The following is a 23255-nucleotide window of genomic DNA, read 5'->3' on the forward strand; positions in this document are numbered from 1 at the left end:
ACGGACCAGAGCGCAGGCCCACACTCATGCGCCGGGCGCGCCCTGTTGGCGCAGTGCCGCCACTCTGCGGTACAGGGCGACCGCGTCCGCCGTGCGGCCGAGCTGCTCCAGGCAGTGTGCCTCGTCGTTGCGGCTGGCGAGGGTGCCTGCGTGGGCCTCGCCGAGGACGCGCTCGCGGGCGGTGGCCACCGCGCGGTACTCGCCGAGGGCGTCCTGCCAACGGCCGAGCCAGCCCAGGCCGACGGCGACCTCGCGGCGGCTGACGAGTGTGTCCGGGTGGTCGGCGCCGAGCACGCGCCCGCGGATCGCGCACACGTCGCGGGCCTCCGCGATGGCCTCTTCCCAGCGGGCCAGCCGCCCGAGGTTCACGCCGAGGCCGTGCCGGGCGCGCAGCGTCTCGGGGTGGTCGGGACCGCTGACCCGCGTGCGGTCGTCGATCAGGTCGCGGTAGAGCGTCAGGGCCTCGGCGCTGCGGCCGAGGCGGCCGAGGCTGATGCCCACTTCGTAGCGCGCGGCGAGGGTGTCCGGGTGGTCGCCGCCGAGCGCCCGCGCGCGAACCCGAGCGACCTCCTGATACGTCCGCAGGGCCTCGCTCCACCGGCCCAACTGGCCGAGGGCGTAAGCGACTTCGCAGCGCGTGACGAGTGTGTCGGGGTGGTCGGAGCCGAGCACGCGGGCGCGCGCGTCGGCGACCTCGTCCGCCATCCGGTACGAGTCCTCCAGGCGGCCGAGCCTGCTGAGGTTGAAGGCGAGGTTGTGGCGGCAGCGCAGTGTGTCCGGGTGCTCGGGCCCCATCGCGCGAGCACGGGCGGCGAGGACGGCGCTGTACACCTGGTGCGCCTCGAAGTGTCGCCCCAGTTTCCCCAGTACGTACGCGACTTCCTGCCGCGCGCCGAGCGTGTCGGGGTGCTCGGGGCCGAGGATCCGCTCGCGGCCCTCGACGACGCCGCGGTACTCGCGCAGCGCGTCGGCGGCCCGCCCGGTGCGGCTGAGGGTGAAGGCGACCTCGTAGCGGCTGGCGAGGGTGTCGGGGTGGTCGGGGCCGAGGGCGTACTCCCGCTCGGCGGCGACGGAGCGGTGCACCTCGCCCGCCTCGGCCCAGCGTTCCAGCCGGCCGAGGCTGAGCCCCGCGTTGTGCCGGGAGACGAGGGTCGCGAGCAGTTCCGGGGCGGGGGTGGGCCGTTGCGTCACCTCCGGGGCGGCGGGGGTGTGGTCGATGTCGCGCGGGATCCATTCACCGGAGAGCCCGGCCGCGGCGTCCGGTGGTGTGACGCGCGGGCCGGGGCCCGCGTTGGCCTTGTGTCCTGTGGTCATGCCGCGGGTCCAGGAGGGCAGCCGGGGCTCGCGGGACCCGGGCGACTCCGGCTGCCGTACAGGCGTGCCCGTGCGCGGCTCGATCTGTGCCGCCCGCACCGTCGGCACATACGTCCCGCGTCCGGGCCGCGTGCCTTCCGTGATTCGGCGCCCCAGCTCCCGCGCGTCACGCGGCCGTTCCTCGGGGTCCTTGGCGAGCAGGTCCAGGATGATCCGGTCGAGATATCCGGGCAGCTCGGGCCGGTGCCCGCGCGGCGCCTCGGGCTCGGTGTCGCGGTGTCCGACCAGCACGGACCACGCGTCCTCCAGGTCGAAGGGCGGCGCGCCCGTGGCGACCTCGTAGAGCACACATCCCAGCGAGTACAGGTCGCTGCGCTCGTCGACCTGGTCGCCGCCGATCTGCTCGGGCGACATGTAGTGCGGGGTCCCCATGGCGATGCCGGTGCCGGTGAGGCGCGAGGTGAAACCGATGTCGGCGCCGAGCCGGGCGATGCCGAAGTCGCAGATCTTGGCGGTGCCGTCGCCGAGCCGCATGATGTTGGCGGGCTTCAGGTCACGGTGCACGACGCCCTGTTCGTGGGTGTAGGCGAGGGCGGAGGCCACCTGCCCGGCCATGTCGACGATGTCGTCCACGGGCAGCGGGTGGTGCCGGTTGTCGTCCAGGAGCTGGCTGAGGTTCTTCCCGTCGAGCAGTTCCATGACGAGGTAGAGGATGCCCTCGTGCTCGCCGAAGTCGTGCACGACCGTGATGCCCCGGTGCTGGAGCGCGGCGGCGACCCGCGCCTCCCTGCGGAAGCGCTCCCGCAGGATGCGGGTGAAGGTCTGGTCGCGCTCGGGCCCGAGCGGCTTGAGGCACTTCACGGCGACGTGCCGGCCGAGCGACTCGTCGCGCGCCCGCCAGACCTCGCCCATGCCACCCCGGCCGATCAGGTCGAGCAGCTGATACCGCCCGTGGATCAGCCTGACGTCCCCCGTGTCCCCCACCTCTGGCATCTCCCGCCGTCGCCCCCGTCGCGTCGCTGTGCCCTCCCCGGCCCGTCCAGTATGGCTTCCCCTCTGTCGACTTTGTACGGGGCGGGTCGGGCGTCGGCACCGAGTCTCCCCATGGCCCGCAGGATGTGCTTGGGCGGGAGTTGCCAGCGCACACGGTCGGGGGTCAGGCGCAGCGCGGTTCCCGTGGTGCGCAAGCGGCGCGTGACGGCGGCCGGTTCGGGGGCGCGTCTGCCGTACAGCTCATGGGCGTACGGCGGCAGGGAGGCGTACGCCAGGTTGGCCACGTGCCGCCAGAGGAGCTCGCGCGCGGGGATCAGCAGCAGGTGGGTGGGCGGCCGCTGAAGGAAGTCGTCGACGTCGCGCGCCTCGGGCCCGGCGGCCAGCTCCGGACGTACGGACTCGAAGTACGCCGCCAACTCCGCCCGGCTGCCCGGCACCTTCTCCGGATCGAGGCCGACGAGCCGGGCGCTGGTCCGGTGCTCGGCGACGTACCGGTCGGCCTGCGCCTCAGTGAGGCGGAAGCCGGAGCGGCGCGCGACGTGCAGGTAGGAGTCGATCTCGGCGCAGTGCACCCACAGCAGCAGCTCGGGTTCGTCGACGCCGTAGCGCTCCCCCGTGTCCGGGTCGGTCACCCCCAGGTGGCTGTGGATCCGCCGTACGCGCGCCCCGGCCGCCTCTGCGGCCTCGCTCGTCCCGTACGTCGTCGTGCCGACGAAGCCCGCGGTCCGCATCAGGCGGCCCCAGGCGTCGCGCCGGAAGTCGGAGTTCTGCATGACGCCGCGTACGGCGCGCGGGTGCAGCGCCTGGAAGTACAGGGCGCGCACACCCGCGATCCACATCATGGGGTCGGCGTGCAGCTGCCAGGTCACCGAGTCGGGGCCGAAGAGCCCCGGGTCCGCTTTGCTCATGTCGCACAGCACCTCCTCTTCGCAGCGTACGCACACGGCCGGGGGCGGAACCCGATCAACGGCGGACTCGTCCTTGAGGATCAGGGACCGGGCAGGGACAACAGGCACGGGCAACGGGCGAGTGGACGGGGCGACATGAGCGAGCGGGCCGACGGAGCGACGGCAGCCACGGAGGGCGCGGGCGACAGACGCCCGCCATGGCGTCGCGGGCGCGTACTCGCGTCGCTCGCCGTCCTGACCGCGCTCGTGCTCGTCTTCCACCGGCTGATCCCCAACACGCCGGGGCGCATCGGGAGCCTGGTGGAATCGTTCCTGCCGTGGTGCTGGCTGGTGCTGGTCGTCCTCCTCGGCCTGGCTCTGCTGCGCCGGGCGCCACTCGCGGTGCTGGCTGCGCTGCTGTCGACGGCGGTCTGGGCCCATCAATACGGCGTGCTGCTGCCCGAGCCCCGGTCCGAACGGCACGACCTCGTCGTGGTGCAGCACAACGTCAGTGACGAGAACACCGACCCACAGGGCACGGCGAGCGAGCTGTCCATGTCGTTCCCCGACCTCATCGCCCTGGAGGAGCTGCTGCCGAAGGCCCGCGCGGTGTACGAGCGCGCCCTTGCGGCGAGCCATCCGCACCACGCTGTGGTCGGCACGGTCGGGCTCTGGTCGAAGTACCCGCTCACCGGCGTCCGGGCCGCGGACATCAAGCCGGCCGGGATCACGGAGCCGTGGAACCGGGGCCTGCGCGCGGTCGTCGAGGCCCCGCGGCGCGACATCGCCGTGTACGTCGCACACCTCCCCTCGATACGGATCGGCGCGAGCGGCCTGGCGTCGCGGTGGCGGGACGAGAGCGCCCGCAAGCTCGGCGCGGAGGTCGCCGCCGAGAAGACGGAGACGGTGCTCGTCCTCGGGGACTTCAACGGCACGGTCGACGACCGCGGCCTCGCCCCGCTGACCTCACAACTGGACGTGCCGGACCGCGGACTCGCCTTCAGTTACCCCGCCGCGTTCCCCGTGGCCCGGATCGACCAGATCATGGCCCGCTCGGCGAACGTCGGACCCGTCCGCCCCCTGGCCTCGACCGGCAGTGACCACCTTCCCGTTCGGGCCCGGATCGCCCTGGACCCGGTCAGCGCCGCACCCTCGGCATCCCCAGGCCGATCCACGAGATGATCTCCCGCTGGATCTCGTTGTTCCCGCCGCCGAAAGTGAAGATCACGGCGGAGCGGTAGCCGCGCTCCAGTTCGCCGTGGAGCAGCGTCCCCGCACTGCCCTCCTTCAACGCGCCCGCCGCGCCCACCACCTCCATCAGCCAGGCGTACGCGTCCCGGCGGGCCTCGGAGCCGTAGACCTTGACGGCGGAGGCGTCCTGCGGGAGGAGGGTGCCCTGCTGAACGGCGTTCACCATCTGCCAGTTGAGGAGCTTCATCGCGTCGAGCTTCGTGTGGGTCTGGGCGAGGCGCTTCCTGACCCAGCCGAGGTCGATGACGCGGCGGCCGTCGGCGAGTTTCGTGTCCATGGCCCAGCGCTGCACGTCGTGCAGGGCGCGGATCGCCATGGTGCCGTGCGCGGCCAGCGTGACGCGTTCGTGGTTGAGCTGGTTGGTGATCAGGCGCCAGCCCTTGTTCTCGTCGCCGACGCGGCGGGAGACCGGGACGCGGATGTTCTCGTAGTAGCTGGCCGTGGTGTCGTGCGACGCGAGGGTGTTGATGATGGTGCAGGAGTAGCCGGGGTCGGTCGTCGGGACGAGCAGCATGGTGATGCCCTTGTGCGGGGGCGCGTCCGGGTCGGTGCGGACGGCGAGCCAGACCCAGTCGGCCGTGTCCCCGTTGGTCGTCCAGATCTTCTGGCCGTTGACGACATACGTGTCGCCCTCGCGGACCGCGCGCGTCTTCAGCGCCGCAAGGTCCGTACCCGCGTCGGGTTCGCTGTAGCCGATCGCGAAGTCGAGCTCGCCGGAGAGGATCTTCGGGAGGAAGGACTCCTTCTGCTCGTCGGTACCGAACTGCATGATGGTCGGGCCGACGGTGTTCAGCGCCATCAGCGGCAGCGGCACGCCCGCCTGTGCGGCCTCGTCGAAGAAGATGAACTGTTCCATCGGGGAGAGGCCACGACCGCCGTACTCCTTCGGCCAGCCCACGCCGAGCCATCCGTCGCTGCCGAGCCGGCGCACCGTCTCCCGGTAGAACCGCTTCTGCGCGGCCGGGTCCTCGTAGCGCGCGTACGCGTTCTCGGGCACGAGCTCGGCGAAGTAGGCGCGCAGCTCGGTGCGCAACTGCTGCTGCTCAGGCGTGTATTCGAGGTGCACGGCCCCTCCTGGCGGTCGACTGCGTGGTCCGGGAGCCGGCTTGGCGCCAGCCTGACGGCGCACACAGTAGAACGCGTTCCAGAAATAGGGAATGCCGGGGACCGCAGAAACTGATGGAACGTCAGCGTCGTCAGCCGAGGGTCGCGAGGAGATCCGTGCACGCCCGCGCGCAGGCCCGGCAGAATTCGGCGCAGTCGGCGGCGTCGCCGGTGCGATCACAGACGTGCGCGCACTCCAGGGTGACGGCCCGGCACCATTCGACCTGGAGCCGGATCCCGTACTCGTCCTGGTGTGCCTCCTCCGACAGCAGCCGACAGGTCGCGTCGCACACCTCGACGCTGAGCAGCAGCGCGCGCCGCAGGCCGTGCGGCGCGTCGATCTGTTCCGGGCTCTCGTCCGGGACCGGGCGCACGGGACCGTGCACCTGCGGGGCGATGGGCCCCAGGTCGGTGGAGCTGACCAGCAGGGCGCAGGCGCGGGCGCACTCCGTGCAGGACTGCGCGCAGGCGAAGCGGTCCTCCAGGAAGCGGACGAGGTCGTCCTTGGGCGGTTCGGTCATCAGGGCACGGTCGGCGCCCGTGGGGGCCTCGGCGTGGAGGTGCTGATACTTCGCCAGGGAGGTCACCGGCCCGGCTCCTTTCCAGGGGACGTACGGCTGCGATGCGAGTTGCCGGATCGGCGGACCCCAAACCGGGCTTCACTTGAGCCGCGGCAGCACCTTCGTCCGGTAGAAGTCGAAGAACTCCTGTTGGTCCGGGCCGATCTGGTTCACGTAGACACGGTCGAAGCCGGCCCGGGCGAAGGCATCGAGGGCGCTCACGTGCTCGTCGACGTCGGGGCCGCAGGGCATCGCGCCGTCGACCATCTGCTCGGTGACGAGGGTTTCCGCCTGCTCGAAGTGGCGGGGCGTGGGCAGCACCTGGCCGAGTTCGCCGGGCAGCAGCTGGTTGGCCCACAGCCCGTGCACCCGCCGTACGGCCTCCGCCCGGTCGGGCCCGTAGCAGACCTTGAGGCCGCCGGCGACGGGCTTCGCGCCGCCTCCGCCCTTGCGGAACTGGGTGACCAGCTCCTCGTCGGGGCTCATGGTGATGTAGCCGTCGCCGACGCGGGCGGCGAGCGCGGTGGCCTGCGGGCCGAAGCCGGAGATGTCGATCGGTACGGGCTCGTCGGGCAGGGTGTAGACGCGGGCGTTCTCCACTGTGTAGTGCTCGCCACGGTGGGTGACCTCGCCGCCGTCGAGGAGCTTGCGGATGACCGCGATGGCCTCTTCGAGCATCTCCATACGGACGTGCGCGGAGGGCCAGGGCCCGCCGAGGATGTGTTCGTTGAGCGCCTCCCCGGTGCCGACACCGAAGCGGAAGCGGCCTTCCAGCTGCACCGCGCTGGTGGCGACGGCCTGGGCGAGGACGGCCGGGTGGATCCGGACGGTGGGGCAGGTGACCGCGGTCTCGACGGGCAGCGACACGGCCTCCGAGAGGGCGCCGAGCACGTTCCAGACGAAGGGGCTCTGGCCCTGGGCGTCGTTCCACGGGTGGTAGTGGTCGGAGATCCACAGGCAGTCGAAGCCCGCCTGTTCCGCCATCCGGGCCTGTTCCACGAGTTCGCGCGGCCCGAATTCCTCCGACGCCAGAAAGTAGCCGTACTCGGGCATGACGTCCTCCCGGGAGTGTGGGTCGTGCCGTCCGGGCCGGCATATCGCGGATCATTCCGACCCGGACGGCATTTCAAGGGTTTCGTTCCGGGGTTTATCGGTACCTGGTTCGGTTACTCACCACCGGTACCAGCGAGACCTCGATCCGCCCGCCGTCGTACTGCGCATCACGAATCCGAGCAGCCACACCACCAGCACGGCGATGGCCACCCACCACAACAGTTTCACAGCGAATCCCGCGCCGAAAAGAAGCAGCGCGAGTAACAGGACCAGCAGAACAGGAATCACGGTGAATACCTCCTTGGGGCGCCGAGTTCCCGAGAATTCCCCCCGTACTCCACTCACCCTCTGCGAGTTGACGTGACTCCGAAGAATTCCGAGGAAGACGACCGAAGGACCCGGATCACCGTCCTGGTGGCGCTCGCCGCCAATCTGCTGATCGCCGTGGCCAAGGCCGTCGGCGGTCTCTTCGCCGCGTCGCCCGCGCTGCTCTCGGAGGCGGCGCACTCGGTGGCCGACAGCCTGAACGAGGTGTTCCTGCTGGCCGCGCTGCGCCGCAGCCGACGGCCCGCCGACCGCAAGCATCCGTTCGGGTACGGCAAGGAGCGGTTCTTCTGGTCGCTGCTGGCCGCCGTCGGCATCTTCGTGATGGGCGGCTGCTTCTCGTTCTTCCAGGCGTTCGAGGCGCTGACGTCGGGCGGCCAGGAGGAGTCCCGCGGCGGTTACGTCGCCGGGCTCGTGGTCCTCGGTGTGGCGCTGCTCGCGGAGGGCAGCTCGCTGGCCCGCGCCGTGCACCAGGTGCGTGTGCAGCCGGGCGACGGCATCGGCTCGGACCCCGCGCTGCGTACGGTCCTCGCCGAGGACGGCACAGCGGTGATCGGTGTGCTCATCGCGGCGGGCGGGATGACGCTGCACATGGTGACGGGGCGGATCGAGTGGGAGGCGGCCGCCTCGTTCTCCATCGGCGTGCTGCTCGTGTACGTGGCGTACCGGCTCGGCAGGAGCGCCCGCGACCAGTTGATCGGCGAGGCCGGCGACCCCGAGTTGCACCGCGGCATCCGCGAACTCCTCGCCGCGCAGCCCGAGATCGACAATGTGGCGGCGCTGCACACGATGCAGCTGGGGACGGACTCGACGCTGGTCGCGGCGCGGATCGATCTCGCGCCCGGCATCGAGAGCGAGCGCCTGGAGCTGGTCCTGGAGCGCGTCAAGCGGTCGGTGCAGGACCGCTGGCCCGAGGCCGACCAGGTGTTCCTGGACGTGGTGAACGCGCCGAAGCCGGTATCTGAGCGCTGATACCCGCCGGGTCAGATCACGCGGAACAGGTCGGCGGCGGCGTGCACGTCGGTGAAGTCCTCCACCGAGCGGAGGTTGTCGCACAGCGCGTCCAGGACGGATTCGGCCTCGGCGGCGCGCGGGGCGCCGACGGCCACGCCGAAGACGCGGAAGCCCAGGCGGTGCTTGGCCGCGTTCCAGCCGCGCATCCACTCCTCGGTGACGCCGCAGTCGTCGTCGGTGAGCAGCACGATGTCGCCGCGGGCGCGGGCGGCGTCCTCGAACTCCCGCTCAAGGACGTCGCGGGCGGCGCCCAGCGGGGCCTGGTAGCTGGTGCCGCCGCCGAGGAAGGTCTCCGCGAACTCCAGGGTCACGTCGAGTCCTGCCGGCCGGTCGGCGGGGAAGCGGAAGACGCGGACCTTGTCGGCGGCGGAGAAGAGGATGCCGACGAAGTCGCGTTCTGCGGCGCGGGCCTGGTCGAGCAGCGCCAGCGCGCACGCCTTCGCCCACACCTCACGGGTGACGCCGCCGGGCCCCGCCTCGTACATGGAGTGAGAGGTGTCCACGCACGCGATGACGGCGCCGCGCCCGGTGGGCTGCTCGCCCCGGCTGTCGTAGAGCATCAGCTCTTTGGCGGCGTACCGGGCGGCGAACACCGCGCGCAGGGCGGGCACGCCGAGTCCGGCGAGTTCGGAGGGGACGAGGCGGGACAGGTCGTCGCCGAGGGTGACGCCGACGAGTTCCCCGGTGGTGTTCTCCACCTTGCGGGCGCGTTCACCGGCGGCCATCTGCCGGAAGCGGCCGATGAGTTCGGCCCATTCGGCGAGCCGCCCGGTGCGCAACCGCTCGGCGAGCCGGGCCCGCTCCTCGAACGGCATCCGCTCCAGCTCGCCGGGTCCGACACCCCAGGCCCGCATCAGGGATGCCTCCTGCCGTACGGCGCGGGAGGCTTTCGCGGCGGCGCTGCGGGCGGTGGCGCGGATGCCGGGGGCGCCCGGAGCGCCTGGCGCGCCGGCCGCTGCCGCGGCGGTGCCCTGCCCGTCACGACGAGGTGTCTCGTCCGGCCGCTCCTGCGTGTCCCGGTCAAGCAGCCCGCGCAGCGCGGGCCCCTGTGCGAGCAGCGCCATCGCGGCGGCGTACGGGTCTCCGACGGTGTCCCTGCGCAGCTCCACGAACTCGGGTGACTCGACGAGCGCGGTGACGAACTCGTGGTTCACCAGCCTCGACGGGTCCATGTCCGCACGCTCGCGCACCCGCACCCGCGCCGTGTAAGCGGCCAGGAACACATCGGCGAGCAGATCCCGTGCGCTCTCGTGGCGCGCGGCGAGCTCCGCCGTCAACTCCCGTACGCCCGCCGCCTGTTCATATGTGTCGCGCCACGTCAGCCGGTCGAAACGGTCCGCGACCACGGCCCCGTTCAGGGCTCGTCCCGCACCATGTTCGCGTCCACGCCGAGGGCCTCGGTGAGGATCCGGGCGCGGACTGCGCGCCGGCGTCCCGTGACCCGGTCGATGGCGGCGGTGGAGCGGCCCGCGCCCGCCGCCTCCTCGCGGAGCTTGTCCAGGCGTTGCCCCGCCGTCGCGAGCTGGTGGTGGGCCTTCTTGATGACCCAGTCGCTCAGCGCTTCGCGGGACTGCCCTGCCATGGCGTCGAGTTGGGTCTCCAGCTCCTCGATGGTGTCGGCCAGGTCGAGCGCTTCCTTGGCGTCGGGGTTGACCAGGTGCAGCACCTCGCGCTCGACGGTCGGGCGCTGGGCCGGCGAGTCCCACAGGACGTGGGTGAGCACCGACAGATCGGTCTCGGCGACCTCGGTCCTGCCGTCGAGGTACGCGGACGCCTGGAGCAGTCCGACCGCCTGCCGCCAGCGCCGGTCGGAGGCGATGAGCTCCTTGCGGCGCAGGGCGGCCCGCAGTGTGCACACCGCGTCGACGATGGTGTCGGGGACGTCCACGGCGGGGACGGTCTCGGCCACGGCCCGTTGCAGGTCGGCCAGGTGGATCGTGGTCCGTGCCGGAGCCTTTGAGCGGCCGCCGACGGCGGAGCGGACGAGGGCGGCGAAGTTCGAGGGGTCCTCCAGGTAGCCGACCTCGATCCGGACGAGGAGCCGGTCGTAGATCGCGGCGGTGTCCTCGCCCTCGGGCAGTTCGTTGCTGGCCGTGATGGCGCCGATCAGCGGGCAGTGGATCGGCGCGCCGCCGTTCTCGGGGTGGTAGATCCGCTCGTTGAGGTAGCCCAGCGTCTCGTTGAGGGCGGCGGTGGAGCACTTGAAGATCTCGTCGATGAACGCGATGTGCGCGGTCGTGGCCCGGCCGTCGTAGACCTGGCGGTACTCGCCGCGGGCCAGGGCGGCGACGTCGATGGGCCCGAACATCCGGGTGGGGGCGGTGAACTTGGACAGCAGGATCTCCCAGTACGCCGCCCCCTCGACCCGGCCGGTGAGCTCGCGGGCCAGCTCGGATTTCGCGGTGCCGGGCGGCCCGAGCACCAGGGAGTGCTGACCGGCGAGCAGCGCCGTCATCAGGGTGCGTACGACGTCGGCGCGTTCGTAGAAGCGCTCCGACAGCTCGTCGCGGATGGCGCGCAGCCGCTCGGCCGTGTCGTCCCGCTCCCCCACCGCTTGCTGCGCGTCCCGCGCGTCCACTGCCACTCCCCCTGTTCGCAAGGCCCCACCGTTTCCAGGTCGGACCCCAAAATACGTCAGTGGTCGCGCTTGCCGACGCCCGGCATGAACTCCTGCACCTTCGCCTTGAAGCCCTGCTTGACCATGTCGGTGCTCTGCGGGTCGCCCTTGAGGATCGCCTCCGCCGTGGACTCCATCTGCTCCCACGTCGCGTGCGGCGGGATCGGCGGGACGGACGGGTCGGTGCGGAAGTCGACGACGGCGGGCCCGTCGGCGGCGAGCGCCGCGCTCCAGGCGTCGGTGACGTCGGCGGGCTTCTCGACGCGGATGCCGGTGAGCCCCAACTGCCGTGCGAACGCGGCGTAGTCGACGTCGGGCAGCTCCTGCGAGGGCAGGAAGGACGGCGAGCCGCCCATGGCGCGCAGCTCCCAGGTCACCTGGTTGAGGTCCCGGTTGTTGAACACGCCGACGACGAGGCGCTGATCGGTCCAGCGGTGCCGGTACTTGGCGGCGGTGATGAGTTCGGCGAGGCCGTTCATCTGCATCGCGCCGTCGCCGACGAGCGCCACGACGGGCCGGTCGGGATGGGCGTACTTGGCGCCGATCGCGTAGGGGACGCCGCAGCCCATGGTGGCGAGCGTGCCGGACAGGGAGCCGCGCATCGTGCCGCGCATGGTGATGTGGCGGGCGTACCAGTTGGCGGCGGAGCCGGAGTCCGAGGTGAGGATCGTGTTGTCCGGGAGCAGCGGGTCGAGGGCGCGGGCGACGTGTTCGGGGTTGATCGGGTCGGCGCTCAACTGGGCGCGGCGGTCCATGACGTCGTGCCAGCGCCGGACGCTCGCGCAGGTCTCGTCGAACCAGTCGCGGCCCTCATTGCGGCGCAGCAGCGGCAGCAGCCGGCGGAGTGTGGCGCTTGCGTCGCCGACGAGGTTCACCTCGTACGGGTAGCGCATGCCGATCATGTGCGGGTCGATGTCGATCTGCACGCCGCGCGCCTTGCCGTAATCGGGCAGGAACTGCGCGTACGGGAAGCTGGAGCCGATGGTGAGGAGGGTGTCGCAGTCCCTCATCAGCTCGTAGGAGGGGCGGGTGCCGAGCAGACCCGACGCCCCGGTGACGTACGGGAGTTCGTCGGAGAGCACGTCCTTGCCGAGCAGTGCCTTGGCCACACCGGCCCCGAGCAGTTCGGCGACCTCGCACACCTCGTCCTTCGCGCCCGCCGCGCCCTGGCCGACGAGGATGGCCACCTTGTCGCCCGCGTTGAGCACCTCGGCGGCCCGTTCCACCGCCTCCTGCGCGGGTTCGGCGGTCCACGAGCTGCGGTCGAGGCTGGAGGGCACCATCTTGAAGGCGTGCGGGGGCGGGTTGTAGTCCAGTTCCTGCACGTCCCCCGGAATGATCACGGCGGTGGGGGCGCGGCGCGCGGTGGCGGTGCGCATCGCCCGGTCGAGGACGTTGGGCAGCTGCTCGGGGACGTTGACGGTCTCCACGAAGTCGGAGGCGACGTCCTTGTACAGCGTGTGCAGGTCGACCTCCTGCTGGTACGAGCCGCCCATGGCGCTGCGGGCGGTCTGCCCGACGATGGCGACGACCGGGACGTGGTCGAGCTTGGCGTCGTACAGGCCGTTCAGGAGGTGGATCGCCCCGGGGCCCGAGGTGGCGACGCAGACACCGACGCGGCCGCTGAACTTCGCGTAGCCGACCGCTTCGAAGGCGGCCATCTCCTCGTGCCGCGCCTGTACGAACTCGGGCCGGTTGTCGGCCCGGCCCCAGGCGGCGAGCAGTCCGTTGATGCCGTCGCCCGGGTAGCCGAAGACCTGCTCCACGCCCCAGGCGCGCAGGCGTTCGAGGATGTGATCGGCGACCTTGGTGCTCATGCCGGGACCTTTCGGTTCGAGGAACGCTGCTTTGGCAACACGCGCTGGGCCGGGTGACCAGCCAGGGACCGGGGAAACCCGGTTGGCGCCGCCCGCTCTGGGTACTCGGCGCCCCGACGCGCCACGGGGGTGCGACGGAGGAGGAGACATGAGCCTGGTGCGGGCTGGAGTGCTGGTCCTGGACTGCGCGGAGCCGGAGGAACTGGCCGAGTTCTACCGGACGTTGCTGGGTGGCGAGATCGATACGATGCCCGGCAGCAACCGCATCGACGTCGTCGGCGAGCAGGGTATGCGGATGGCCTTCCGCCGCGACCTGAACGCCGCCCCGCCCAGCTGGCCGCGCCCCGACGACTCGCAGCAGGCCCATCTCGACTTCCTGGTGGACCAGGAGGACCTCGACGAGGTGGAGCGCAAGCTCATCGGCCTGGGCGCCCGCCCGCTGGAGACCCGTGGCGCCCGCGGCCCGAACGAGATGCGCCTGTACTCCGACCCTGCCGGGCATCCGTTCGCGACGCACTGCGCCCGGCACCCCGCACCGAAGACCGGCTGAGCCGGCCCTCGGAAAGCTCACGGAACAGGCCTCGAACGTGGCGTCTACACGACCGTCTACAACCGAACTCGACTGATTTCCCTCGGATTTCAGCCGGAGAAAGATCCGATCATGAACACAATGGAGCGCGCCCCGCACCCCGCAGAGACCAAACGCGAGGTCAAGGGCAGGGTCCGCACCTACAGGGCCGCACGGCGCGACGAACACGAGCCCTCCGGTGGCGCGAACGACCGTGACACGGACTGGAATCTGGTGCGCGGAGAGGACTGAGCGAGCCCTTCCCTCCCGTGGATTCGGGCATATGCTGTCGGTGCCGACGAGGGGAGGCGCTTGGCGATGCCCACCGCTGCACGGCCGAGGATTCTCGTCGTCGACGACCGGGACGACACCCTCTTCGCGATGGAGAGCGCGCTGGCCCCGCTCGGCTATCCGATCGACCGGGCCAAGACCGGGAACGACGCACTCAAGGCAGTGCTGCGCGGCGGCATCGGCCTGGTCCTGCTCGACGTGCTGATGCCCGATGTCGACGGCTTCGAGGTCGCGCACTACATGACGCGCCTCGAACAGACGCAGGACATCCCGATCATGCTGATCACCGGCGCGGGCCAGGACACCAAGCTCGCCGCCAGGGCCTTCGAACTCGGCGTCGCCGACTACGTGTCGAAGCCGGTCGAGCCATGGGTGATGCGGACGAAGGTCCGCTATCTGTACGAGACGAGCCTGCGCATGCACGCGCTGCGCGAGCGCCTTCGGACGTACGAGAACGGGGGCGACGGACATCCCGCGCCACCGGCGCACGCCGCTGCGGACCGATCACTGTCACGCCCCGCCTGACCTGCCCTTCCTCCCCTGGGTGGCCATGGTCACACCGACTCAGGGACTTCCGGCCCTCCGTATGGTTGTAGAGTACAACTGCACCAAGAGTTGTATAAGCCAACCGAATCGATCCGTGGAGGTCCTGCTCATGAGCGGCATGCGCGAACCCGCGCTGCGCCACGTCCTGACGCATCTGCTCACCCCGCTCCTGATGTGCGTCGGCATGGGCCTCGCCTATCTCGGCGCCTTCGCCTCTCCCGAGCCGCACCATCTGCCGATCGCCGTCGTCGGCTCGGGCCCGGAGGCGAAGGTCTTCGCGCAGACGGTCAAGGACAAGGCGGGCGACGCGCTCGACGTCCGCACGCTCGACTCCCGCTCCACCGCGGTCGACCAGCTGGAGACCCGGGACATCGACGGCGCCTACGTCCTCGACGCCAAGGCGCCCGAGCTGATCGTGGCGTCCGCCGGATCGGACACCACCGTCTCCGTGGTCCAGAAGATCTTCACGCCGGTCGCCGCCGAACAGGGCTCGCCGCTGAAGGTGACCGACGTGACGCCGTCGGTGGACGACGACCCGACAGGACAGGGCCTGTTCTTCCTGCTCGTGGCGGTCAGCATCGGCTCGTACGCCTCGGTCGCGGTGATCGGCGGCGCGGGCGCCGGCTTGCGGATGCGCACCCGCGCCCTGCTCGTCGTCGGCGCGTCCGGCGTGGTCAGCCTGATCGGCGCGGCGTTCGCGGGCCCCGTCTTCCACCTCGCGCACTCCCACCTGTGGGGCCTGTGGGGCATGACGTGGCTCTACTCGGCGGGCGTCCTGCTGATCGGCGTAGGACTGCACACGTTCCTGAAGAAGTGGACGACGCTCGGCGTGATGGTGCTGTTCGTGATGCTGAACTTCACCAGCTCCGGAGGGATCTTCCGGCCCGAGCTGCAGAACGGCTTCTTCGCCGGCCTGCACGGCTTCTGGAACGGCGCGGGATACGTCGAGGGCGCACGCGACCTCCTCTACTTCGGGCAGCACGACCTGGCCCGCAACCTCTGGACGCTCGTGGCCTGGCTGCTCGTGGGCGTCGCCATGATCACGGTGGCGGGTCTCGCCGAGCGCCGGCGCGGCACCCCGGCCGTCGAGCCGGCCCCCGCGCACAAGCACAAGCGGGAGACCGTGCGCGACCAGGAACAGGAAGAGGAGATGGAGGAGGCGGTGGGCGTCTGAGGCGCCCGCTCTCCTGAGACACACTCATACGGCGAGGACCCCGCTGGAGCAGCGGGGTCCTCGCCGTATGTGATGTGTGCTCACACCCCGGTCGGGATGTCCTTCGCCCGCTTGCGCACCGCGAACGACGTGCCGATCTCCACGACGCCGACCACGAGCAGCCAGATGCCGGTGACCAGCGTGAGCACCGCGAGCGTCTCGAACGGCGACACGATCAGGACGACCCCGGCGATCGCGGTGACGACACCGAGGAAGATCTGCCAGCCGCGGGTGGGCATCGCGGGGTCGGAGGCCGCGGCGACGGTCTGCGTGATGCCGCGGAACAGCCAGCCGATGCCGATCCACAGAGCGAGCAGCAGCGTCGACTCCATCGCATCGCGGAAACAGAACAGGCCCAGCAGCACCGACAGGGCGCCGCTGATGAAGCCGATGACACGCATCCCGGCCGTCGCGTGCGTGCCGAACGCGGCGACGAGCTGGAAGATGCCGCTCACCAGCAGGTACACGCCGAACAGGACGCCCGCCACGCGCAGCGACGCGCCCGGCCAGGCCAGGACGAGCACCCCGAGGATCACCGAGGCGACGCCCATGAGCAGCACGGCCTGCCAGGCCGATTGGGCGAGTCTGCCGAGCGGACCCTGCCCTTGCGGGGTGTCGCCGCCGGGCGTCCGGTACGGGGTCTGCGGGTCGTACGGTGCTTGGGTCATGCTCGACTTTCGCTACGGAACACCGGGCTCCGCCATCGCGCGTGGGCCGAACGGCTGACGCCGGACGCTCTCTCCCGCCGGAAACGCCAGAAACGCCAGAAACGCCACAGCGGAGAAAGCAGCACAATGACTCCATGACCGCACACCATGGTTCCGGCCCCTTCGCCGTCCGCCGGGTCTACGACCCCGCCGCCCCGGCCGACGGCACCCGACTGCTGGTCGACCGGCTCTGGCCGCGCGGCATCTCGAAGGAGCGCGCCGACGTCGACGAGTGGCTCAAGGACATCGCGCCGTCGAAGGAGCTGCGCTCCTGGTACCACGAGGACAAGGAGGGCCGGTACGACACGTTCGCCGAGCGCTACGCTGCGGAGCTGGCCGAACCGGAGCGCACCGAACTCGTGGACCGTGTACGCGAGTTGGCGCAGCACGGCCGGGTGACGCTCGTGACGTCGGTGAAGGACATCGAGCACAGCCACGTCCCGGTGCTGCGGCGCCACCTCGAAGAGGGCTGAACCCGGCTCAGGCCGCGAGGCGGACCGTGCCCCTCGACGCCTGGCCGGACATGCTCACGCCGGTGGCCGAGACCAGCCGGGCCGGCCGCACCGCCCGCGCCAACTCCCCCTGCGCGAGGGCGAGTACGTCGACGAGCCCGAGCCCGAGCGCTCCCGCCACGGCGGCCAGCATCTCGGAGGACGCCTCTTTGCGCCCTCGCTCGATCTCCGAGAGGTAGGGCATCGACATCCCGGCGACGTCCGCCACGTCCTGCAGCGTCCGTCCCTGCGCCCGCCTGCGCCGCCGCAGCACCCCGCCGACGACATGGCGCCACAGCGGCTCCTGGACCGGGACGGGACGGGGGCGGCTGTTCTCCTGGATGCTCATCGGCCCACCGTACGAGCGCGCGCGACGGCCCCGCCCCGGACTTCGCCCACGGCGATATCGCTCAGTCGCGGTCCCGCTCGTACCGCAGCAGGACGACCCCGTTCCCGAACGTGTGCGTCTCCGCGAGGCGCAGCGCGCGCTCGGTGAGCGTCTTGCCCGGGTGGAACATCGGGGTGCCCACGCCGATGAGGACCGGGTGGACGTAGACCCGGAACTCGTCCACGAGGTCGTGCTCCAGGAACGTCGTCGCCATGTTCGCCCCCTCGATGGCCAGGTCACCCCCGGGCTGTTCCTTGAGTGCGCGGATCGCCTCGGGCACCACCTCCGGCGTGACGGTGGTGTGCCACTCCCCCGGGCCGGGCTTCAGCGTCCGGGAGAACACGATCTTCGGCACGTCCCGCCAGATGCCCGCGAACTCGACGACGGCCGGCGAGGCCTCGGGGTCCTTGTCCGCCGTGGGCCAGTAGTCGGCCATGAGTTCGTGCGTGACGCGGCCACTGAGGAAGCCGCCGAAGGAGCGGCCCACGTCATTCATGTGCTGGTGCAGTTCCTCGTCGACCCGGTGCCACCCGATCTCGCGGTCGGGGCCCTGCATATAGCCGTCGAGGGACATGCCCATCATGAAAACGATCTTGCGCATTGCGTGGTCGCCTCTCTCCGGCAACCGCTAACCGCGCTCCCAGTCACACGGGGGTGAGGGACAGGCGTGCGCATCGTGTTCCTTCAGGGCGACGCTCACCAGGCTCAGCAGCAGCTGCACATCGGTGTCGCATTCGAGAAGCACGGTAATCCAGGAGGCCCCCGGTTGCACCCTGATGGCACTGTTGTGTCGCAGTTGGGGCAGCAGTCGCTGCACGGCCGACGACGTCAGGTACAGATCGGCGCAGTCGTCCGCATGGAAGTGCACGAGGTCGTGGCCCGCCGCGCGAAAGGCGTGCCCAACCGAGCACCGGGGCGGGCCGATTACCAGGTTCGGCCATGTCCCGAGCTCGGTCATGGCGCGCTGGGCCGCGGTCATGCCCCCATCCTCGCGCACGCTTCACCTGGAGGACCACCCCCATCCACTACCGCGTCACAGCGGGCCCGAGCCGACGAGTTGGCCGCCGTCGACGACGAGGGTCTCGCCGGTGATCCAGCGGGCGCCCTCACCGGCGAGGAAGGCGACGGCCTCACCGATGTCCTCGGGTTCACCGATCCGGCCGAGCGGCGTCGCACCCGCGACGGCCTCCTCGTTGTCGTGCCACAGCGCTTCGGCGAGCCGGGTACGGACGACACCGGGCGCGATGGCGTTCACCCGTACCTTCGGGCCGAGTTCGAGGGCGAGGTGCTTGGTGAGGTGGATCAGCGCGGCCTTCGAGACGTGGTAGATCCCGACGTCCTTGGCGACCGAAAGTCCCCCGATGGAGGCCGTGTTGACGACGGCGCCGCCGTGTTCGCCCATCCAGGCCTGCACCGCGAGCGACGTCCACAGGATCGGCGCCCACAGGTTGACGTCCATGGTCTTGGCGAAGCGCGCGTGGTCCTGGTCGACGATCGGGCCGTACGCCGGGTTCGTACCGGCGTTGTTGACGAGGATGTCGAGGCGGCCGTACGTCTCCACGACGTGGTCGACGCAGGCGCGCGCGGCGTCCTCGTCGGTGGCGTGTGCCCCGAACCCCTCGACGTTGGCGCCGAGTTGGCGGGCCGCCTCCTTGGCGCGCTCCTCGTCACGCGAGGTCACCACGACGCGGGCGCCGCGGTCGCGCAGGGCGCCGGCGGCCGCGAGGCCGATGCCCCGCGACGCGCCGGTGACGAGCGCGACCCGTCCCTCCAGGGATGTCACCGCTGCTTCTCCCGGCGGCGCAGCTCGCGGCGGGCGATCGTCCGCTTGTGCACCTCGTCGGGGCCGTCGGCCAGGCGCAGGGTGCGCAGGTGCGCGTACATGCTGGCGAGCGGGAAGTCGTCGGAGACGCCGCCGCCGCCGTGCACCTGGATGGCGCGGTCGACGATCTTGAGGGCGACGTTCGGCGCGGCGACCTTGATCGCCGCGATCTCGGTGCGCGCCTCCTTGTTCCCGACGGTGTCCATCAGGTGGGCGGCCTTGAGCGTGAGCAGTCGCGCCATGTCGATCTCGATGCGGGCCTCGGCGATCCAGTCCTGGATGTTGCCGCGGTCGGCGACCGGGGCGCCGAAGGTCTCCCGCGCCTGCGCCCGGTCGATCATCAGGTCCAGCGCCCGCTCGGCCATGCCGATGGCGCGCATGCAGTGGTGGATGCGGCCGGGGCCGAGCCGCGCCTGGCTGATCATGAAGCCGTCGCCCTCGCCGGAGAGCAGGGCGGTGGCCGGGACCCGTACGTTCTCGAAGAGCACCTCGGCGTGGCCCTCGCGGTCCTGGTAGCCGAAGACGGGCAGTCCGCGCACGATCGTGACACCGGGGGCGTCGATCGGCACGACCATCATCGACTGCTGGCGGAAGGCGGGCCCGTCGGGGTCCGTCTTGCCCATGACGATGAGGACCTTGCAGTTGGGGTGCAGGGCGTTGGAGGTCCACCACTTGCGGCCGTTGAGCACGTAGTCGTCGCCGTCGCGTTCCATCCGCATCTGGATGTTGCTGGCGTCCGAACTGGCGACGGCGGGCTCGGTCATGGCGAACGCGGAGGCGATCTCACCGTTGAGCAGCGGCTTGAGCCACTTCTCCTTGTGCTCCTCGGTCCCGAAGAGGGTGAGGACCTCCATGTTGCCGGTGTCCGGCGCGTTGCAGTTGGTGGCCTCGGGGGCGAGGCCGGCGCTGCGGCCCATGATCTCGGCGAGCGGCGCGTACTCGAGGTTGGTGAGCCCGGGGCCCCACTCGGGGTGCGGGCTGAACAGGTTCCACAGGCCGCGCTTCTTCGCCTCGGTCTTCAGCTCCTCGATGACCGGCGGGTGGAAGTGCGGGTCGCCGGACTCGGCCATCTGCGCGGCGTAGACCGCCTCCGCGGGGTAGATGTGCTCGTCCATGAAGGCGAGCAGCTTGTCCTGGTACTCCTTGCCCCTGGCGGACTGTTCGTACACGAGTGGTTCCTCCCAAGTCATTACGTACGGTGTCACACGCGGCTCGACGGGCCTAGCAGGCGGTCGAGTTCGGCGGTGGTCGTGGCGGCGTTTCGGTGCACGACCCCGGCGATGCCGATGCGGGCCGCGGACGTGATGTTCTGTTCCAGGTCGTCGACCATGACGGTCTGTTCGGGGGCGACGCCGAGGCGTTCGCAGGCGATGGCGTAGGCGCGCCGCGAGGGTTTGCGGACGCCGATCTCACCGGAGATCGTGACGGCGTCGAACAGCGCGGGCAGGTCGAAGCCCGCGTAGCAGTCGTCGCCGAGGGAGTTGGAGAGCAGGCCGACGCGGTGCCCTTCGGCGCGCAGCTTCGCGACGAGGGCGACCATGTCCGGGTCGGGGCGCAGGCCCGCCTGCATGCGGGTGACGAGTCCGGCGGCTTCGACGTCGGCTCCATGAGCACGCAGCCGCGCCGCGAAGCCCTCCTCGAACGCGCGCTGCCCGATGAGCCCCTTCTCGTGCTCGACGAGCAGGGCGCTGGACTCCTTGTCGTGCGTCAGCAGGCGCAGCAACAGGCCGGGTTCACCGGTGAGTTCGCGCCCCAGGTCCTCGAAGGCGTCGATGAGGCTCGTGGTGAGTACGCCGCCGAAGTCGAAGAGGACGGCGCCGCGCGTAGTCATCGCACGGACTTCTGGTAGCGGCGCATGCCGCGCAGCCAGCGGTCGTAATCGCTGCCCTTGTGGCGGTAGAAGTCGAGCACCTGCGGGTGCGGCAGCACGAGGAAGCGCTCGTCGCCGACGGCCGCCAGCACCTCGTCGGCGACGTCGAGCGGCTTGAGCAGGTTCCCGGCCTCCAGCACGGCGCGGGCCGCGGCCTGCTCGGTGGGGTCGGAGGAGCGGGTGCCCGCCATGAGCAGCTCGGTCTCGACGCCCTGCGGGCACAGGCAGCTGACGCGCACACCCTGGTCGCCGTACGTGACCGAGAGCCACTCGGAGAAGGCGACGGCGGCGTGCTTGCTGACGGAGTACGTCGCCGAGCCGATCTGTGTGAGCAGGCCCGCGGCGGACGCGGTGGAGAAGAAGTAGCCCTCGCCGCGCTCGGTCCAGCCCGGCAGGAGGAGCTTCGCGGCGCGCACATGTGCCATCACGTTGATGTCGAGGGCGCGGCTCCACTCCTCCTCGCTCGCGTCGAGCCCGGCGCCGCCGCTGATCCCGGCGTTGGCGAAGTACAGGTCGACGGGCCCGAAGCCCTCCTCGGCCGCCGCGATGAGGCCGCGCAGGTGCTCGGTGTCCCCCGCGTCCCCGGCCCTGCCCGCGACGCGCTCCCCGTGACTCTCGGCGAGCCGCCGCACGGTCTCGTCCAGGCGGGCCGCGTCGAGGTCGGTGAGCAGTACACCTCGGGCGCCGGCCTCCAGGAGGCGCTGGGCGACGGCGGCGCCGATGCCTCCGGCGGCTCCCGTCACGATCGCGACCTTGTCGTTGATCAACATCCCGCTGTCCGCTCCTTCGCTTCCTTCGTCCCACCCGGTGCGTGGCACTCACCGTACTTGAATCCGACGTCAAGTTCTAGAGATTCCGGTGACGACCGCGGGGTCGATGGCGCGCTTGAGGATCTTGCCGGTGGCTCCCTTCGGCAACTCGTCGACCACGGCGAGCAGATGGGGCACCTTGTACGCGGACAGCCGCTCCTTGGCCCAGGCCCGCAGCCCCCGTACATCGAGCGCGGCCCCGGGACGCAGGGCGACGACGGCGGCGACCTCCTCGCCGTAATGCGGGTCGGGCACCCCGATGACGGCGGCCTCGACGATGTCGGGGTGCTCGTACAGCACCTCCTCGACCTCGCGCGGGTAGACGTTGTAGCCGCCGCGGATCACGAGGTCCTTCTTGCGGTCGACGATGCGCAGATCACCGTCGGCGTCGAGGGAGCCGAGGTCCCCGGTGCGCAGCCAGCCGTCGGCGTCGAGGGCCTCCCCGGTCGCGTCGGGCCGGTTCCAGTAGCCCTTCATCACGACGGGCCCCTTGATGTGCACCTCACCCACCTCGCCCGGCGGCAGCTCGGCGCCCTCGTCGTCACGTACGGCGACCGCACAGCCCGGCAGCGCCCGCCCCACGGTCCCCGGCGTGGCCGGTTCGCCCGCGAGATGGCAGGTCCCGGCGCCGGTGGTCTCGGTGAGGCCGTACCCCTCGACGATGGCGCACCCGAACCGCTCCTCGAAGGCCCGCATGACCTCGACGGGCAGACAGGCCCCGCCGGAGGAGGCGAGCCGCAGGCCCGAGAAGTCGGCTCTCTCCTCGTCGGCCGCCCGCAGCATGGCGTTCCACATGGTCGGCACGCCCGCGATGAAGGTGGGCCGGTCGCGCCGGATGAGCGCCGTCATGGCACGCGCTTCGAACCGTTCGAGCAGGGTGAGCGAGCCACCGGCACGCATCGTCGTCCCCATCACGCAGGCCTGCCCGAACACGTGAAAGAGCGGCAGCCCGGTGACGGCGCGATCGTCGGGGCCGATAGCGTGGATGTCACAGAAGATGGCGGCGCACGATTCGAGGTTCCCGTGCGTGAGCTGGGCACCCTTGGGCTTGCCCGTGGTGCCGGAGGTGTAGAGGATTGCCGCGGTGTCGTGGGCGTCGGCGGGAAGCGGTTCGGGTGCGACGGAGGCGGGCGCGATGCCGTCCAGCCCTTCACTCAACTTCCGGAACGGCACCGCGAGTTCGTCGGCCGTGCGCCGGGCGGCCGGGGCGAGCGCGGTCCACGCCAGGACGAGCCGCACGTCCGCGTCCCGCGCCATGTACGTCAACTCGCGCTCGGTTGCCATGGTGTTGGCGGTGACCGCGATGGCACCCGCAGCGAGGATCCCGTAGTACGCCATGGCGAACTCGGGCACGGACGGCGCGACGAGCAGCACCCGGTCACCGGGCCGGACGGTGTGCGTGCTCAGCAACTCCCGTACGGCGCAGGCGCGTTCACTGAGCTGCCCGTAGGTCCAGACGCCGGATGCCGAACCGCGCAGCGCGATCCGGTCGGGAGCGGAGGCGGCATGGGTCCAGATGGGAGCGGAGGCGTTGGACATACGGGACCTTTCATGAGCTCCAGAGCGGCGGGCCGACCAAATCAAGCCCCTGCGGCGATTGAGCAGCGGGGTCCGGG

General features: G+C 71.0%; 25 protein-coding genes. 7 read left to right on the plus strand and 18 right to left on the minus strand.

Annotated elements, in window-relative coordinates:
* Positions 1-24: 24 nt before the first annotated feature.
* Both ACFYWS_RS01245 and ACFYWS_RS01250 read right to left on the minus strand, forming a co-directional pair.
* The gene (locus ACFYWS_RS01245) at positions 25-2307 is read right to left on the minus strand and encodes a tetratricopeptide repeat protein (protein WP_389268196.1); all 2283 of its coding nucleotides are present in this window, start codon (positions 2305-2307) and stop codon (positions 25-27) included.
* On the minus strand, positions 2271-3215 hold the full coding sequence (locus tag ACFYWS_RS01250; RefSeq protein ID WP_389268198.1) for an oxygenase MpaB family protein: 945 nt from the start codon (positions 3213-3215) through the stop codon (positions 2271-2273). Before ACFYWS_RS01250 ends, ACFYWS_RS01245 begins: the two co-directional genes overlap by 37 nt.
* Positions 3216-3350: 135 nt before the next feature.
* Between ACFYWS_RS01250 and ACFYWS_RS01255 the strand changes: the two genes are divergently transcribed.
* On the plus strand, positions 3351-4376 hold the full coding sequence (locus ACFYWS_RS01255) for an endonuclease/exonuclease/phosphatase family protein (protein WP_389268200.1): 1026 nt from the start codon (positions 3351-3353) through the stop codon (positions 4374-4376).
* Here ACFYWS_RS01255 and ACFYWS_RS01260 read toward each other — a convergent pair.
* From ACFYWS_RS01260 to ACFYWS_RS01275, 4 genes are all read right to left on the minus strand, one after another.
* Positions 4333-5511, minus strand: coding sequence for an acyl-CoA dehydrogenase family protein (locus ACFYWS_RS01260; RefSeq protein ID WP_389268202.1), 1179 nt, complete (start codon positions 5509-5511; stop codon positions 4333-4335). The two genes, ACFYWS_RS01255 and ACFYWS_RS01260, sit on opposite strands and share 44 nt — an antisense overlap.
* A 130-nt stretch (positions 5512-5641) precedes the next feature.
* Positions 5642-6070, minus strand: coding sequence for a ferredoxin (locus tag ACFYWS_RS01265; RefSeq protein WP_389269431.1), 429 nt, complete (start codon positions 6068-6070; stop codon positions 5642-5644).
* Positions 6071-6208: 138 nt separating this feature from the next.
* Entirely contained in the window at positions 6209-7162 is a 954-nt protein-coding gene (locus ACFYWS_RS01270; RefSeq protein WP_389268204.1) for an LLM class F420-dependent oxidoreductase, read from the minus strand.
* 117 nt (positions 7163-7279) lie between these two features.
* Positions 7280-7450, minus strand: coding sequence for a hydrophobic protein (locus ACFYWS_RS01275; RefSeq protein ID WP_266724941.1), 171 nt, complete (start codon positions 7448-7450; stop codon positions 7280-7282).
* Between the two features lie 72 nt (positions 7451-7522).
* Between ACFYWS_RS01275 and ACFYWS_RS01280 the strand changes: the two genes are divergently transcribed.
* Positions 7523-8458: a cation diffusion facilitator family transporter gene (locus ACFYWS_RS01280; protein WP_389268207.1), complete on the plus strand. Its 936-nt coding sequence runs from the start codon at positions 7523-7525 to the stop codon at positions 8456-8458.
* Positions 8459-8469: 11 nt separating this feature from the next.
* Here ACFYWS_RS01280 and ACFYWS_RS01285 read toward each other — a convergent pair whose 3' ends face one another.
* The 3 genes from ACFYWS_RS01285 to ACFYWS_RS01295 are packed head-to-tail and all read right to left on the minus strand — an operon-like array spanning position 8470 to position 12934.
* The gene (locus ACFYWS_RS01285; protein ID WP_389269433.1) at positions 8470-9858 is read right to left on the minus strand and encodes a VWA domain-containing protein; all 1389 of its coding nucleotides are present in this window, start codon (positions 9856-9858) and stop codon (positions 8470-8472) included.
* Positions 9855-11078: an AAA family ATPase gene (locus ACFYWS_RS01290; RefSeq protein WP_389268209.1), complete on the minus strand. Its 1224-nt coding sequence runs from the start codon at positions 11076-11078 to the stop codon at positions 9855-9857. The genes ACFYWS_RS01285 and ACFYWS_RS01290 overlap by 4 nt, the downstream gene beginning before the upstream one ends.
* 56 nt (positions 11079-11134) lie before the next feature.
* Positions 11135-12934, minus strand: a complete 1800-nt coding sequence (locus tag ACFYWS_RS01295; protein ID WP_389268211.1) for a thiamine pyrophosphate-requiring protein — start codon at positions 12932-12934, stop codon at positions 11135-11137.
* A gap of 148 nt (positions 12935-13082) precedes the next feature.
* Here ACFYWS_RS01295 and ACFYWS_RS01300 point away from each other — a divergent pair, with 148 nt between their 5' ends.
* The 4 genes from ACFYWS_RS01300 to ACFYWS_RS01315 all read left to right on the plus strand — a co-directional run bounded on the left by ACFYWS_RS01300 (position 13083) and on the right by ACFYWS_RS01315 (position 15513).
* Positions 13083-13484, plus strand: a complete 402-nt coding sequence (locus tag ACFYWS_RS01300) for a VOC family protein (protein WP_389268213.1) — start codon at positions 13083-13085, stop codon at positions 13482-13484.
* A 111-nt stretch (positions 13485-13595) separates the two neighbouring features.
* On the plus strand, positions 13596-13754 hold the full coding sequence (locus ACFYWS_RS01305; RefSeq protein WP_389268215.1) for a hypothetical protein: 159 nt from the start codon (positions 13596-13598) through the stop codon (positions 13752-13754).
* 66 nt (positions 13755-13820) lie between these two features.
* Positions 13821-14318 carry a two-component system response regulator gene (locus ACFYWS_RS01310; RefSeq protein WP_389268217.1) on the plus strand — a complete coding sequence of 166 codons (498 nt, stop codon included), beginning with the start codon at positions 13821-13823 and terminating at the stop codon, positions 14316-14318.
* A gap of 139 nt (positions 14319-14457) precedes the next feature.
* Positions 14458-15513, plus strand: coding sequence for a hypothetical protein (locus tag ACFYWS_RS01315; RefSeq protein WP_389269435.1), 1056 nt, complete (start codon positions 14458-14460; stop codon positions 15511-15513).
* Positions 15514-15593: 80 nt separating this feature from the next.
* On the opposite strand, the gene ACFYWS_RS01320 is transcribed toward ACFYWS_RS01315, so the two are convergent.
* Positions 15594-16220 (minus strand): HdeD family acid-resistance protein, encoded by a 627-nt coding sequence (locus ACFYWS_RS01320; RefSeq protein WP_389268219.1) that lies wholly within the window; start codon positions 16218-16220, stop codon positions 15594-15596.
* A gap of 134 nt (positions 16221-16354) precedes the next feature.
* On the opposite strand from ACFYWS_RS01320, the gene ACFYWS_RS01325 reads away from it, so the two are divergent.
* Positions 16355-16732, plus strand: a complete 378-nt coding sequence (locus ACFYWS_RS01325) for a DUF488 domain-containing protein (RefSeq protein ID WP_389268221.1) — start codon at positions 16355-16357, stop codon at positions 16730-16732.
* A 7-nt stretch (positions 16733-16739) separates the two neighbouring features.
* Here the strand turns inward: ACFYWS_RS01325 and ACFYWS_RS01330 are convergent, their stop codons facing one another.
* The 8 genes from ACFYWS_RS01330 to ACFYWS_RS01365 form a co-directional block, all read right to left on the minus strand.
* Complete coding sequence (locus ACFYWS_RS01330; protein WP_389268223.1) at positions 16740-17099, minus strand: helix-turn-helix domain-containing protein; 360 nt, start codon at positions 17097-17099, stop codon at positions 16740-16742.
* 61 nt (positions 17100-17160) lie between these two features.
* On the minus strand, positions 17161-17739 hold the full coding sequence (locus ACFYWS_RS01335; protein ID WP_389268225.1) for a dihydrofolate reductase family protein: 579 nt from the start codon (positions 17737-17739) through the stop codon (positions 17161-17163).
* A 27-nt stretch (positions 17740-17766) separates the two neighbouring features.
* Positions 17767-18117 carry a luciferase family protein gene (locus tag ACFYWS_RS01340; RefSeq protein ID WP_389268227.1) on the minus strand — a complete coding sequence of 117 codons (351 nt, stop codon included), beginning with the start codon at positions 18115-18117 and terminating at the stop codon, positions 17767-17769.
* A gap of 54 nt (positions 18118-18171) precedes the next feature.
* Entirely contained in the window at positions 18172-18921 is a 750-nt protein-coding gene (locus ACFYWS_RS01345) for an SDR family oxidoreductase (protein WP_389268229.1), read from the minus strand.
* A complete protein-coding gene (locus ACFYWS_RS01350) occupies positions 18918-20150 on the minus strand; it encodes an acyl-CoA dehydrogenase family protein (protein ID WP_389268231.1) in 1233 nt (410 codons plus the stop codon). The genes ACFYWS_RS01345 and ACFYWS_RS01350 overlap by 4 nt, the downstream gene beginning before the upstream one ends.
* Positions 20151-20161: 11 nt before the next feature.
* A complete protein-coding gene (locus tag ACFYWS_RS01355) occupies positions 20162-20791 on the minus strand; it encodes an HAD family hydrolase (protein ID WP_389268233.1) in 630 nt (209 codons plus the stop codon).
* Positions 20788-21600 (minus strand): SDR family oxidoreductase, encoded by an 813-nt coding sequence (locus tag ACFYWS_RS01360; RefSeq protein WP_389268235.1) that lies wholly within the window; start codon positions 21598-21600, stop codon positions 20788-20790. The genes ACFYWS_RS01355 and ACFYWS_RS01360 overlap by 4 nt, the downstream gene beginning before the upstream one ends.
* A gap of 69 nt (positions 21601-21669) precedes the next feature.
* Positions 21670-23178 carry a long-chain fatty acid--CoA ligase gene (locus tag ACFYWS_RS01365; protein ID WP_389268237.1) on the minus strand — a complete coding sequence of 503 codons (1509 nt, stop codon included), beginning with the start codon at positions 23176-23178 and terminating at the stop codon, positions 21670-21672.
* Between the last annotated feature and the right edge of the window lie 77 nt (positions 23179-23255).

The sequence above is a fragment of the Streptomyces sp. NPDC002795 genome, assembly GCF_042888725.1.
In the GTDB taxonomy this organism is placed as follows: Bacteria; Actinomycetota; Actinomycetes; order Streptomycetales; family Streptomycetaceae; genus Streptomyces.

What these genes read in the sequence shown, in the direction of transcription:
- ACFYWS_RS01245 (WP_389268196.1), bottom strand. Translation starts at nt 2,307, where the DNA reads ATGCCAGAGGTGGGGGACACGGGGGACGTCAGGCTGATCCACGGGCGG.
- ACFYWS_RS01325 (WP_389268221.1), top strand. Translation starts at nt 16,355, where the DNA reads ATGACCGCACACCATGGTTCCGGCCCCTTCGCCGTCCGCCGGGTCTAC.
- ACFYWS_RS01350 (WP_389268231.1), bottom strand. Translation starts at nt 20,150, where the DNA reads ATGACTTGGGAGGAACCACTCGTGTACGAACAGTCCGCCAGGGGCAAG.
- ACFYWS_RS01255 (WP_389268200.1), top strand. Translation starts at nt 3,351, where the DNA reads ATGAGCGAGCGGGCCGACGGAGCGACGGCAGCCACGGAGGGCGCGGGC.
- ACFYWS_RS01365 (WP_389268237.1), bottom strand. Translation starts at nt 23,178, where the DNA reads ATGTCCAACGCCTCCGCTCCCATCTGGACCCATGCCGCCTCCGCTCCC.
- ACFYWS_RS01295 (WP_389268211.1), bottom strand. Translation starts at nt 12,934, where the DNA reads ATGAGCACCAAGGTCGCCGATCACATCCTCGAACGCCTGCGCGCCTGG.
- ACFYWS_RS01360 (WP_389268235.1), bottom strand. Translation starts at nt 21,600, where the DNA reads ATGTTGATCAACGACAAGGTCGCGATCGTGACGGGAGCCGCCGGAGGC.
- ACFYWS_RS01270 (WP_389268204.1), bottom strand. Translation starts at nt 7,162, where the DNA reads ATGCCCGAGTACGGCTACTTTCTGGCGTCGGAGGAATTCGGGCCGCGC.
- ACFYWS_RS01330 (WP_389268223.1), bottom strand. Translation starts at nt 17,099, where the DNA reads ATGAGCATCCAGGAGAACAGCCGCCCCCGTCCCGTCCCGGTCCAGGAG.
- ACFYWS_RS01265 (WP_389269431.1), bottom strand. Translation starts at nt 6,070, where the DNA reads ATGACCGAACCGCCCAAGGACGACCTCGTCCGCTTCCTGGAGGACCGC.
- ACFYWS_RS01250 (WP_389268198.1), bottom strand. Translation starts at nt 3,215, where the DNA reads ATGAGCAAAGCGGACCCGGGGCTCTTCGGCCCCGACTCGGTGACCTGG.
- ACFYWS_RS01315 (WP_389269435.1), top strand. Translation starts at nt 14,458, where the DNA reads ATGCGCGAACCCGCGCTGCGCCACGTCCTGACGCATCTGCTCACCCCG.
- ACFYWS_RS01310 (WP_389268217.1), top strand. Translation starts at nt 13,821, where the DNA reads ATGCCCACCGCTGCACGGCCGAGGATTCTCGTCGTCGACGACCGGGAC.
- ACFYWS_RS01335 (WP_389268225.1), bottom strand. Translation starts at nt 17,739, where the DNA reads ATGCGCAAGATCGTTTTCATGATGGGCATGTCCCTCGACGGCTATATG.
- ACFYWS_RS01340 (WP_389268227.1), bottom strand. Translation starts at nt 18,117, where the DNA reads ATGACCGCGGCCCAGCGCGCCATGACCGAGCTCGGGACATGGCCGAAC.
- ACFYWS_RS01355 (WP_389268233.1), bottom strand. Translation starts at nt 20,791, where the DNA reads ATGACTACGCGCGGCGCCGTCCTCTTCGACTTCGGCGGCGTACTCACC.
- ACFYWS_RS01320 (WP_389268219.1), bottom strand. Translation starts at nt 16,220, where the DNA reads ATGACCCAAGCACCGTACGACCCGCAGACCCCGTACCGGACGCCCGGC.
- ACFYWS_RS01300 (WP_389268213.1), top strand. Translation starts at nt 13,083, where the DNA reads ATGAGCCTGGTGCGGGCTGGAGTGCTGGTCCTGGACTGCGCGGAGCCG.
- ACFYWS_RS01305 (WP_389268215.1), top strand. Translation starts at nt 13,596, where the DNA reads ATGAACACAATGGAGCGCGCCCCGCACCCCGCAGAGACCAAACGCGAG.